The organism is Shewanella holmiensis (assembly GCF_025370255.1).
Classification (GTDB): domain Bacteria; phylum Pseudomonadota; class Gammaproteobacteria; order Enterobacterales; family Shewanellaceae; genus Shewanella; species Shewanella holmiensis.
This window is the reverse complement of the sequence record NZ_JAMTCD010000002.1, coordinates 61,847-73,918: the sequence shown is the minus strand read 5'-3', so window position 1 is coordinate 73,918 and position 12,072 is coordinate 61,847. Positions and strand designations below refer to the sequence as shown.

At 41.3% G+C, this 12,072-nt stretch carries 9 protein-coding genes; 6 read left to right on the top strand and 3 right to left on the bottom strand.

The window, feature by feature from the left end; all coding sequences use genetic code 11:
* Window positions 1-230: 230 nt before the first annotated feature.
* Window positions 231-467 (top strand): cytochrome c3 family protein, encoded by a 237-nt coding sequence (locus NE535_RS01915; protein ID WP_261297008.1) that lies wholly within the window; start codon window positions 231-233, stop codon window positions 465-467.
* A gap of 325 nt (window positions 468-792) precedes the next feature.
* Window positions 793-2,655, top strand: coding sequence for a methyl-accepting chemotaxis protein (locus NE535_RS01910; protein ID WP_261297007.1), 1,863 nt, complete (start codon window positions 793-795; stop codon window positions 2,653-2,655).
* A gap of 67 nt (window positions 2,656-2,722) precedes the next feature.
* Here NE535_RS01910 and rpiA read toward each other — a convergent pair whose 3' ends face one another.
* Window positions 2,723-3,385: a ribose-5-phosphate isomerase RpiA gene (rpiA, locus tag NE535_RS01905; RefSeq protein ID WP_188840390.1), complete on the bottom strand. Its 663-nt coding sequence runs from the start codon at window positions 3,383-3,385 to the stop codon at window positions 2,723-2,725.
* A gap of 248 nt (window positions 3,386-3,633) precedes the next feature.
* Window positions 3,634-3,885, bottom strand: coding sequence for a hypothetical protein (locus NE535_RS01900; protein ID WP_261297006.1), 252 nt, complete (start codon window positions 3,883-3,885; stop codon window positions 3,634-3,636).
* A 323-nt stretch (window positions 3,886-4,208) separates the two neighbouring features.
* On the opposite strand from NE535_RS01900, the gene pbpG reads away from it, so the two are divergent.
* The 3 genes from pbpG to NE535_RS01885 all read left to right on the top strand — a co-directional run bounded on the left by pbpG (window position 4,209) and on the right by NE535_RS01885 (window position 7,303).
* The gene (gene pbpG / locus NE535_RS01895) at window positions 4,209-5,096 is read left to right on the top strand and encodes a D-alanyl-D-alanine endopeptidase (RefSeq protein ID WP_261297005.1); all 888 of its coding nucleotides are present in this window, start codon (window positions 4,209-4,211) and stop codon (window positions 5,094-5,096) included.
* Window positions 5,097-5,382: 286 nt separating this feature from the next.
* Window positions 5,383-6,027, top strand: coding sequence for a cupin domain-containing protein (locus NE535_RS01890; protein WP_261297004.1), 645 nt, complete (start codon window positions 5,383-5,385; stop codon window positions 6,025-6,027).
* A gap of 85 nt (window positions 6,028-6,112) precedes the next feature.
* Window positions 6,113-7,303: a GGDEF domain-containing protein gene (locus tag NE535_RS01885; protein WP_261297003.1), complete on the top strand. Its 1,191-nt coding sequence runs from the start codon at window positions 6,113-6,115 to the stop codon at window positions 7,301-7,303.
* A gap of 136 nt (window positions 7,304-7,439) precedes the next feature.
* On the opposite strand, the gene metH is transcribed toward NE535_RS01885, so the two are convergent.
* The gene (metH, locus tag NE535_RS01880) at window positions 7,440-11,156 is read right to left on the bottom strand and encodes a methionine synthase (RefSeq protein ID WP_261297002.1); all 3,717 of its coding nucleotides are present in this window, start codon (window positions 11,154-11,156) and stop codon (window positions 7,440-7,442) included.
* Window positions 11,157-11,347: 191 nt separating this feature from the next.
* On the opposite strand from metH, the gene NE535_RS01875 reads away from it, so the two are divergent.
* Window positions 11,348-12,070, top strand: coding sequence for a histidine phosphatase family protein (locus NE535_RS01875; protein ID WP_261297001.1), 723 nt, complete (start codon window positions 11,348-11,350; stop codon window positions 12,068-12,070).
* The last annotated feature ends 2 nt before the right edge of the window (window positions 12,071-12,072 follow it).

Sequence of the window (12,072 nt, the reverse complement as noted above, 5' to 3'; positions counted from 1 at the left end):
TATTGCGTTATTTTGTTTGATGATAAATTGCACTAAGTGTTGTGATATTGTTAATATTGACTAAGGTTTACGAAATAAAGCTTAAAATTTTGATGTTGTTAGCGTTTTTGACATTATTTTTTGATCTGTAAGCTAAAATAGTTGTTAATAGATGGATAAACCGAGTGCAGAGAAAGTTGAGCTTTGGAACGCGTAATACTGACCTGCGCCTAAATGACTTAGGAGTATATATGAAATATTCAATCTTATTTGCTGCACTATTCTTTGCTGGTTCTGCCGCTGCTGTTGATTGTGTTGAGTGTCATGAAAGTTTTGAATTGTCATCACACGTTGAAAACGAAGCGACTTTAGCGGTATGTGCTGATTGTCATGCAATTGGTGATGCACACGAAATCGATATGGAAATGCACAGCCCTGAACTGACAATCACTGAATGTGCTGATTGCCACGAGATGGAAAAAAAGTAATTTCCTCTATTGCGGTTAGTGAGCAATGATTAAAGGTCTTCTTAGGAAGGCCTTTTTTATTGAGTTTTTGAGTGCAATGGTTGCCAGTTTGTCGTAGGGGATCATATCAATTCCACTTTATGCTTTGCCCCTTGTGGCATTGATAGCTGATTTATTCAGCCTATAGTTTTATTGTTGGTTGCCGATAACTCAGTTATCAGCAGTTATTGATTGATTATTTTCGTTTACTGATTCGCTTATATGTTTAAAAACGACTATATATTAACTATTAACTTTAACTAAAAAATTCAAAAGCTAACTTTAGATTAGATAAGAAGGGTACTGTATGTTAATCCGTTCTAAGCTGGTATTGAGTGCAGTGGTGTCTATTTCAGCACTGGTGGCGATGTTTGTTTTACAACAATACACTGTCAACATTCAGCAAAAATTATCTATAGCCGCGACAAGTGTGATGGAAATTGAAAAAGAGATCTTTTCGCTGAGAAAAGAAGAGAAAGATTTCTTAACCAGGTTAGATGTCGTTTATCTTGAAAAGCATCAACAGAATTCTGCCGATTTAGTGGTGTTATTTAACCAAGTTGAGCAGGTGTTAAACGATCGAAATATTCCCACAAATGCGCTAGACGGTGTAAGAAATAGTGTTAATCTTTATCTTGACGCATTTAATGATATTGTTGATTTGCAAAAAGAAATTGGTTTAACACCCAAAACAGGGCTGTATGGCCAATTAAGAGAAGCCGTACACAATGTCGAATCGATTTTAGATGCAAACAATGAAAATGCATTATTAGTGATGATGCTGCAGCTTCGACGTAATGAAAAAGATTTCATGCTTCGCAACGATATTAAATACAACGACACCTTTAAGGAGAATGTTGGTAAATTTAAACAAGCCGTTGATAGTTCATATTTATCGTCCGATGTGAAATCGCAGTTGCAAAGCAATATTGAACAATATCAAACCGCTTTTCAGGCTTTAGTGAATAAAAAACAAGAGTTCGGTTTATCTGAAACTAGCGGTAAAATGAAACAGCTTCGTGATGCTATTTATCAAACTGATACAGATAGAGAGTTGCTTCAAAACCAAACCTTAGCTGAAATTCAAGACGCAGAGGATAATGGAATCTATCTAGGTGGCGGCATCTTTTTACTGATAGCATTAGCCCTGTCTATTTTTACTTACTATATTATTCGCAGCATTATTACGCCGGTGGAAAATATTACTCGTGTCATTTCAGGTGTTGAAAAAACCAAAGATTTGACCCTGCGTTGCGATACCACTGGCGATGATGAGTTAGCACTCATCGCCACTCACTTTAATAGTATGGTGGGTTCTTTTCAGGGGTTGATTGAGCAAGTTAATGAAGCCGTTGATGCAATAAATACCTCATGTCATGAACTTTCAAAGAACGCCAATGTAGCCTCTGAAGGGGTGCTAAGGCAGCTGAATGAAACCGATATGGTTGCCACGGCGATAACTGAAATGGGGGCTACCATTGATGAGATTGCTAAAAATACTGAATTAGCAGCGTTAAAAGCCAGCCAAACACATGACAACGCTAGAACGGGTCAAACTGGAGTAGAAGAAACCATCGCTAAAATTGAATTGTTAGCGAGCCAGCTTAATGATTCCTCAAAAGTTGTGTCAGAGTTAGAGCAAGATAGTAAAACCATTGGTAGTGTATTAGATGTAATCCGTGGCATTGCTGAGCAAACTAATTTGCTGGCATTAAATGCGGCCATTGAAGCAGCAAGAGCGGGTGAGCAAGGCCGAGGATTTGCGGTTGTTGCCGATGAAGTACGCAGTCTTGCAATGCGAACTCAAGAATCAACTGAAGAGATTGCAGGTATTATCAGTACCTTACAAACTCGTACCCGCTCGATTGTTCAGTTAATGGAAACCAGTCAAAGACAAGGTACTGAAAGTGCTGAGCAAGCCGCGAGCGCGGGAACATTACTACGTCAAATCAACGATGATGTTACCAATATTATGGACATGAGCACGCAAATTGCAGCAGCGATTGAAGAGCAAAGCATGGTAGCCGCTGAGGTGAATAAAAATGTGGTGGTTATTCGTGATATCGCCGATGAATCATCGCATGCCTCTGAAGAAAATGCAGCAGCGTCGGAGGATTTACGCGTTCGTGCAGCGGGTTTGCATAAGTCCGTTAGCGTATTTAAAGTCTAGCGCTTTTGATTGAACAATAAAAAACCTAACTCGTTGAGTTAGGTTTTTTTGTTTAAACTTCGGCTAGTTACTTAGATGTTACTGTTTTTACACCTTCAGGTGTGCCGACGAGTAAAACATCTGCGCCACGGTTGGCAAATAGACCGTTAGTGACTACGCCAACAATCGCGTTGATCTTAGTTTCCATGACTTTAGGGTCTAAGATTTTCATGTTGTGAACATCTAAAATAACATTACCATTATCGGTGATAACACCTTGACGATATTCAGGATCGCCACCTAACTTTACTAACTCACGGGCCACGTATGAACGAGCCATCGGGATCACTTCAACCGGTAACGGAAAATCACCTAAAATAGATACTTCCTTGGTGTTATCAACAATACAGATGAATTTTTTAGCCACGGCAGCAACAATTTTTTCACGGGTTAATGCTGCGCCACCGCCTTTAATCATATCCATACGGTCATTAATTTCGTCGGCGCCATCAACATAAACAGCAATCTCTGAAACGTTATTTAAATCAAAAACCTCAATACCTAACTGTTTAAGTTTTGCCGTTGATGCTTCAGAGCTTGATACTGCGCCTTGAATATCATCTTTAATTGTCGCTAAAGCGTCAATAAAGTGGTTGACTGTTGACCCTGTACCCACGCCAACGATTGTATCTCTTTCGACATATTTTAGTGCAGCCCATCCGGCGGCTTTTTTCATTTCATCTTGAGTCATTAGGCTATTCCATTGGTGGCTTTAAAAAGAAGACTTTAAAAAATTAGCAAGATTATAACGCAACTTGTGGTTAAAACGTTTGCTGGCTGTCATAAAATTGTGCATTTTTAAATGCATCTAATACTCTTACATTAATGTCGCTGATAAATTTCTTTTCTAAACGTACATCCATTACATATGCCTTGACGGTAATGGTTTGTAAATGTTGACCAAAGCTGAAATCGGTTCCAAGAATGACATTAATCGGTTTATTTAGAAAAGTATAAGGCGAACAGAGCCAGCTCTCTGCCTAATAGCGGACTAATGCTATCAGTATGTATAGCATAGGATTGCTGCTTTAATTGGCCTCTAGTGCCATGGTGGGGGTAAGTTTGCGCTATGGCTTTTAAAGACAGTTTGTTGGGGGGCTCTGATTCTATTTTTTGTGGTGCGAAAATCGTTTTTACCTGAACGACGAATTGTTGCCACTGGGCAGCGATAGTATTGAGAGTTAAAGCCATAATATATCCGTTTGATAAACTATCCATGAAAAGACTTTAGCGCTATACAAACAATAGCAGATTTTAAAAGTCAGCTAAGTGTAATTAGCTAGATAAAATATACACTATTACAATTAATTAGGTTAGTTATAGTAAAGGCTGAAAGCCAATGTAGTTATCTTTGGGTAACAATAATAGCACCTAAAAAATCCATCTAAGTAGACAGATAAAGCTGTTGTGAAATTGAAGTTAAATTTAAACGCGTTTTTGTGATTATTTGACTCGCTGAGTCATGATTACTTAGCGTATACTTTATTTTATTTATTCACTAAATGTACTTTATTATGCCATTCAAAGCCGTTTGTTCGACAGTCATTTTACTTGCTAGCTTGTCTGCCATTGTAGTGGCAGCTAAACCCGTTGCCACGTCTGAGCAGCAAGAGTTAGCGGCAGGTAGCGCAATGTTGGTGGATTTAAAAACTAATGAGGTACTGTATTCAAGCAATATTAACCAACAAGTACCTATTGCATCTGTGACTAAACTGATGACGGCAATGGTTGTTCTAGATGCTAAGTTGCCCTTAGATGAAATGATCTCGGTCGATATTAGTGACGCAAAAATTATGCGTAATGTACATTCTCGTGTGCGGGTGGGTAGTGTTGTTAGCCGCGAAACCATGATGTTGCTAACCCTAATGTCATCTGAAAATCGTGCAGCAACCGCCTTGGCACATCATTATCCAGGCGGATATTTTGCATTTATTAACGCCATGAATGCCAAAGCGAAAGCTTTAGGGATGGATCAAACTCATTATGCTGAACCGACAGGTTTATCTGCTGATAACGTTTCCAGCGCCAGAGATTTAATTATTTTACTGCAAGAAAGTCAAAAATACCCCTTACTTGGTAAGCTAAGTTCTACACCCAAAAAGCACGTTATTTTTAGTAGCCCAAGATACAAACTCGATTTTTATAATACCAATAAGTTAGTGTCTAAGGACAGTTGGAATATTGCGCTAACCAAGACAGGTTACACCAGTAAAGCTGGCCATTGTTTAATCATGTTAACTGAAATGAATAAACGTAAAGTGGCATTTGTGGTGTTAGATGCGTTTGGTAAATATACCCATATGGCTGATGCTAATCGACTCAAAAAATGGTTGGAAACGGGTAAAGCTACCCCAATTCCTGCTTCGGCCAAAGCCTACAAAAGTCAGAAGCAAAGTAGCTGATTTAGTATTAGAACAGGCAAGTCTTTTGAGGTTTGTCCTCTATTTAGAGGACGCTTTGATCTTCAACAGTGGTTTCAATGCTCAAACTGTCTACTCGTGTAGATTTAGATTCAACCATTGAATGAATATGAACTGCCTTACTCGTCCCAGTTATGCTGATAACTGGGATTTTTTATATGCAATAGACTCGTATACGCAAGAGAAGAGAGATAGATATGCCGATGTTTAGTGATCATTTTGCCTGTTAAAACGGTATAACATCAGCAGGGAATATCGGGAGATAAAAATGCTTAATATGGATTTCAGCCAACGAGTCAATATCAATACACTTAATGAGCAATGGCAACCCAGCCCAGCGCCAGGAGTATGGCGTAAGCGACTTGCTCGAGAAGACGCTGAGCGCGGTCATGCAACCAGCATTGTTAAGTATGATACGGGTTCAAGTTTTACTACTCATCCGCATCCGTTAGGGGAAGAAATATTAGTCTTGTCGGGGGTGTTTTCTGATGAAACAGGTGATTATCCTGCCGGCAGTTATCTTCGAAACCCCGAAGGCTTTAGTCATGCTCCTTTCAGCCTACAAGGGTGTGAATTACTGGTGAAATTACATCAGTTTCAACGCTCTGACATAGAGCAAATCAGAGTGGATACTAATAACACCCCCTGGTTGCCCGGTTACGGTGATTTAAAAGTAATGCCATTGCATCAACATAAAACCGAATCTACAGCGCTTGTGTTCTGGCCTGCAGGAGCAAAATTTCAACCTCATCGCCATTTTGGTGGCGAAGAGATTTACGTGATTAGTGGTGTGTTTATGGATGAATTTGGTCAATATCCAGCAGGCTCTTGGCTACGCAGCCCCCATTTAAGTCAACATAATCCTTATGTTGAACAAGACACTATAATTTGGGTAAAGACAGGACATTTATAATTGAGAGGTTCTGCTTTTGCATCTTTTAAAAAATCATTTTTAACGATATATTAACAGTTCACCTATATCAGGATAAATATTAGCAATGGATGCTTTTACTTTACATATATCAACCGCGATTATTAGCGCCATGATGGTCGTCAGTTTACTCACTTTTTATTTTGTCGGTAATCGTGAGCGTAGCCTTATCGACTGGAGCATCGCTGGCGGATTATTTTTTTTTAGCAATGCCGTGGGCATTTCCTCTTATTTTTTTGACATTCCCTATTGGCTTGGTCCGGCATTAACCAACGCCTGTTATATTCTGGCTCATCTGGCTTTACTGGCTGGGTTAAGGCGCCATCTTTTATTATCTCCAAATTGGTCCTTAATGCTAGGGATTGCCGCCGCGGTGTTTTTAGCGCATTTCATTCCCGGTTTATTAGAAACGATAACCTACAGATTACTTTATATTTACCCCTTACTGATGGCTATCAATGTTTACACTGTTATTACTGTGGTTCTGGGAGTTAAGTCGAAAAAACTGCATGCAATTTATTACCCCTTTATGTTTGCTGAGTTAATCTTTTTTGGCCAACAATTAGTGCGCTATATCTTTGTGATATTTGATAATCAGCTGCCTTTAACGACTGCCGGTGATCACTTATTACAAACCTTGGGTACTTTGGCTGTTATGACCTTTTTGTTACTGATGATTTTATCCTGCTGTTTGATTATTTATCGGCAACAGCAGCTTAAATTATTTGATGCCATTGAAGTTGATTCATTAACTGGCTTGCTTAATCGTCAGGCTTTACCTCAACGCGCTAAAGAGATGTTTGAACAAAGTACCCCTTCAACCCCACTGGCGATTATGGTGGTTGAGATTGATGATTTACCTCAATTAAGCGAACAATACGGTTATCCTGCAAGTGATAGCGTGATAAAACATATTGCCAATGTGCTGAAATTTACGACTCACATTGAAGGGGGGATTTTTCGAAGTCAAACCAATAAGTTTGTATTGTTGATAGAAGGGGCAACGGTTGAACAATTAATACGTTTAAGCGAACGCTTAATTGAAAAAGTCGCCAACATGCAAATGAAAGCATTACCCAATGGTGTTCAGACTAACTTGAATATTGGCTATTCGATTCAAAGCGCCCATGATCATAGTTGGCAAATACTGTTTCAGCAGGCTGAGCAAAAATTAAAGCAAACTATGGCAGCGGAACCCGCTGTAGAGAGTAGACATGCTAAAAACATCACTTTAGATAGATTTGGTTTTAGCGCTTAATACTCTCTAGTGGAATGATATGCTTACATCCGCTTACAGAGAGCGTAAATGGATTTTGCGAATCAAAAAATGTGGCTTAAAGGCCACATTTTTTATTCACACTAAGGTTAGATATGCTCAAAGAGTCTGGTGATGATTACTCTGGGTCATAATCTAACACAGGTGCTAACCAGCGCTCAGTTTCCGCCAAACTCATTCCCTTCCGTTTAGCATAATCTTCAACCTGATCCTTACCCACATTGGTTACCCCAAAGTAACGCGATTTAGGGTGAGCAAAATACCAACCAGATACGGCAGCCGTTGGGAACATGGCATAACTTTCAGTAATATTTAAGCCAATGGTTTCATCCGGCTTTAATAGATCCCATAGTAAGCCTTTCTCTGTGTGATCTGGGCATGCAGGGTAACCCGGAGCTGGGCGAATACCTTTATATTTTTCGCGAATTAATGACTCATTATCCAGTGCTTCATCAGCAGCATAACCCCAAAACTCTTTACGTACTCGTTCATGCATGCGCTCGGCAAAGGCTTCTGCCAAACGGTCGGCAAGGCACTTGAGCATAATGGCATTATAATCATCATGGTTAGCTTCAAAGCGGGCAACGTGCTCATCAATACCGTGTCCAGCAGTGACGGCAAAGCCACCCATGTAGTCAGCCACGCCTGAGTCTTTTGGCGCAACAAAGTCTGATAAACAGAAGTTGTCATTGCCAACGCGTTCCAGCTGCATCCGTAAGTGATGGGTGGTCATTTCCACCTGAGTGCGGCTTTCATCGGTATATAATTCAATATCATCATGGTTAACTGTGTTAGCAGGAAATAATCCCATGACGGCTTTTGCGGTTAACCACTTTTCACTGATGATGGTTTGCAGCATGGCTTGACCGTCTGCAAATAGTTTGCGCGCTTCTTCACCTACGACTTTATCATCTAAAATGTCAGGGTAACGGCCATGAAGCTCCCAACTTCTAAAGAAAGGTGTCCAGTCAATACGTTCAACTAAATCTTCAAGTGGGTAATCATCAAAAACTTGACGGCCCAATATATTAGGCTTAAATGGGGTATAGTTTTGCCAATCATGTGTGCAGCGATTTTCGCGGGCAACTTCAATGGGTACGATGGTTTTGCGCTTAGTTTGTGACAAGCGTTTTTCACGCATGACATCATATTCAGCATATTCTTCATCAATGGTAGCCTGACGTGTTTCATTGTTAATTAACTTAGACACCATAGGGACCGCGCGCGAAGCATCGGCTATATAAATTGCCCCATGAGGGTAATGTGGTGCAATTTTAACTGCGGTATGAATTTTAGAACAGGTTGCGCCGCCAATAATGGCTGGAATAGTCAGCCCTTCACGGTGGAATGTTTTGACGTTATGTACCATTTCATCAAGACTTGGTGTGATTAGCCCTGACATGCCAATAATATCAATATTGTGCTCTTTTACTGCGTCCAGAATTTTATCAACCGATACCATTACGCCTAAATCAATGACCTCGTAGCCATTACAGGCCAGTACCACGCCGACAATATTTTTGCCGATATCGTGCACATCGCCTTTGACTGTGACCATTAAAATTCGCCCGTTAGATTGGCCTTCTACTTTTTCAAGTTCGATAAATGGGTTTAAATAGGCCACGGCTTTTTTCATTACCCGCGCCGATTTTACCACTTGAGGCAAAAACATTTTACCGGCACCAAATAAGTCGCCAACCACATTCATGCCATCCATCAACGGCCCTTCAATTACATCAAGCGGTCTTGTGGCTTGTAAGCGCGCCTCTTCAGTATCTATATCAATAAATTCAGTGATCCCTTTTACTAGTGCGTGGGATAAACGTTCATTTACTGGCAAACTGCGCCATGCTAAATCTTCTTTTTTAGCCACTTGGCTACCGTCACCACGATATTTTTCGGCGATATCAAGTAGCTGTTCTGTGTTAGTTGAATCGGCAACCGGGCAGGGCAGGTTCAATACCACGTTTTCAACTTTGTCTTTTAAATCGGCGTCAATGTCATCGTAAATAGCCAGCTGGCCTGCGTTAACAATACCCATGTCCATACCCGCTTGAATTGCATGGTATAAAAATACCGCATGGATGGCTTCACGTACTGGATTGTTACCACGGAATGAGAATGATACGTTTGATACGCCACCAGAAATCATGGCATAAGGTAAGGTCGATTTAATGTCTTTAATGGACTCGATAAAATCGACGGCATAGTTGTCGTGCTCTTCAATACCCGTGGCAATCGCAAAAATATTAGGGTCGAAAATAATGTCTTCTGGCGGAAAGCCAACTACGTCGACTAGCAAACGGTAGGCACGGGTACAAATTTCTGTTTTACGGGCACGGGTATCGGCCTGGCCATCTTCATCAAAGGCCATCACAATCGCAGCCGCACCGTAACGCTTAACAAGCGTGGCTTGTTTAATAAAGGCTTCTTCGCCTTCTTTCATTGAAATCGAGTTGACAATCGACTTACCCTGAACACATTTAAGACCCGCTTCAATGACTTCCCATTTTGATGAGTCAATCATGATAGGCACACGGGAAATATCAGGCTCTGAGGCGATTAAGTTCAAAAACTTTTTCATCGACTCAGCACCATCAAGCATGCCTTCATCCATGTTTACGTCGATGATTTGTGCGCCGTTTTCAACCTGCTCACGAACAACATCAAGGGCTTCTTCAAATTTCTCTTCTTTAATAAGACGTAAAAATTTGGCTGAACCCGTCACGTTTGCGCGTTCACCCACGTTAACGAACAAAGAGCTGGCATCAATGGTTAAAGGCTCGAGTCCTGAAAGGCGACAAGCGACCGGAATATCCGGAATCGTTCGTGGTTCGTGATTGATCACGGATTCACGAATTGTTTGAATGTGTGCCGGCGTGCTGCCACAACAGCCACCGACGATATTGAGCATACCTTCTCGGGCCCAGTCGCTGATGACTTCCGCCATTTCTTCAGGGGTTTCATCATAACCGCCAAACTCGTTAGGCAAACCAGCATTGGGGTGAGCCGACACGAAACATTCGGCAATGCGTGATAGTTCTTCTACGTATGGGCGCAGCTCTTTTGGCCCTAAGGCACAATTAAGCCCGATAGATAAAGGCTTGATGTGGCGCAGTGAGTTATAGAAACCTTCTGTAGTTTGCCCCGTTAGGGTACGACCTGATGCATCAGTGATGGTGCCTGAGATCATCACGGGCAAGCGATCGCCAAGTTGATCAAAAACTTTTTCAATCGCAAACAGCGCGGCTTTGGCATTAAGGGTATCAAAAATAGTTTCAACCATTATGATATCCGCGCCACCTTCAATCAGTGCCGTGGTTGATTCAACATAAGCTTCTACTAGCTCATCAAAGCTAACATTTCGAAAGCTTGGATCGTTCACATCTGGGCTGATAGAACAGGTGCGGTTTGTGGGGCCGAGTACCCCAGCAACGTAGCGTGGAGTACCAGTTTGCGCGGCGACTTCATCAGCGGCTTCACGGGCAACTTGGGCGCCTTGTAAGTTTATTTCGGCAGATAACGACTGCATGTCGTAATCTGCCATAGCAATGGTGGTGGCATTAAAGGTATTGGTTTCAATAATGTCAGCGCCCGCCAACAAATATTTAGTATGAATGTCTTTGATAATTTGCCGTTGGCTCAACACCAACATGTCATTGTTACCTTTCACATCGCAATGCCAGTCTTTAAAACGCTCACCGCGATAATCAGCTTCTTCCAATTTGTAGTCTTGGATCATGGTGCCCATCGCACCATCGAGAATGACAATTCGCTCTTTAAGCGTAGTTGTAAGTTGTTCAAGAACCTGACTGTAGGAAGTCGACTTCAGCATAACTCATTACCTTTTAATGCAGTGGTGCTTAGCTAACAAGGCACCAAATTTATCTAACTTATTATTTTATCGAGTGTTAATTAATGCATCGTGAATAGCGGGCACTCGACAAGCAGAATTTTGTTTGGACATTTATACGTATAGACGTCCATAATACGCGAGTTGTTATCTTTAGGGCAAGGCAGAAATCCATGAAACATCTTCAATTGGTATTCCTGCGCCATGGCCACTGCCAAGGCGGAGATATTCTGCGTGGAAAAACCAATGTGCCCTTGTCAGAACAAGGGCTAATACAAATGCAGCAGGCCTTTGATAGCTTGGGTAAATTACCCGATACCGTGTATTCATCTTCACTTGAACGCTGCCTTCAGTTTAGTGACCTTATCGCAAAACAGTATCAATTGCCCATCAAGGTGTTGGACGATTTACAAGAAATTGATTTTGGTGAATGGGATGGTCAAACATGGCAAACCTTGTATCAACACCATGAGCTCAAGTTAAATGCATATTGGGCAAACCCATGGGAGCCAGAGCACACGCCGCCAAAGGGTGAATATTTACGTGATTTTAGTGCCAGAGTGCAAGTTGCTGTGGCGCAAATTGTATGGCAGATGTTGCAGCAATCTGCGGCTGAAGTCGCAACAAAAAACGAACAGTTTGACGCCGTCTTACCACCATCGGTATTAATAGTCACCCACGGTGGTGTGATGCGATGTATAATGGCCGCCATCTTGGGTGTTGAGCAAGCTGCGGGTATTTTTAGTCAGTTTCATTTACCTTATGCCGCGCTATTTCATGTCGATGTTTATGTCGAAGAGCAATACTTTGACAATATTGACCAAGACACATTCGCGTTTAAAAATCTCAGTATGAGATTAAACTGGCCTACCTTGAGTGGTTTAACACAAGGTTAAAG

What these genes read in the sequence shown, in the direction of transcription:
- NE535_RS01915 (WP_261297008.1), top strand. Translation starts at nt 231, where the DNA reads ATGAAATATTCAATCTTATTTGCTGCACTATTCTTTGCTGGTTCTGCC.
- NE535_RS01910 (WP_261297007.1), top strand. Translation starts at nt 793, where the DNA reads ATGTTAATCCGTTCTAAGCTGGTATTGAGTGCAGTGGTGTCTATTTCA.
- rpiA (WP_188840390.1), bottom strand. Translation starts at nt 3,385, where the DNA reads ATGACTCAAGATGAAATGAAAAAAGCCGCCGGATGGGCTGCACTAAAA.
- NE535_RS01900 (WP_261297006.1), bottom strand. Translation starts at nt 3,885, where the DNA reads ATGGCTTTAACTCTCAATACTATCGCTGCCCAGTGGCAACAATTCGTC.
- pbpG (WP_261297005.1), top strand. Translation starts at nt 4,209, where the DNA reads ATGCCATTCAAAGCCGTTTGTTCGACAGTCATTTTACTTGCTAGCTTG.
- NE535_RS01890 (WP_261297004.1), top strand. Translation starts at nt 5,383, where the DNA reads ATGCTTAATATGGATTTCAGCCAACGAGTCAATATCAATACACTTAAT.
- NE535_RS01885 (WP_261297003.1), top strand. Translation starts at nt 6,113, where the DNA reads ATGGATGCTTTTACTTTACATATATCAACCGCGATTATTAGCGCCATG.
- metH (WP_261297002.1), bottom strand. Translation starts at nt 11,156, where the DNA reads ATGCTGAAGTCGACTTCCTACAGTCAGGTTCTTGAACAACTTACAACT.
- NE535_RS01875 (WP_261297001.1), top strand. Translation starts at nt 11,348, where the DNA reads ATGAAACATCTTCAATTGGTATTCCTGCGCCATGGCCACTGCCAAGGC.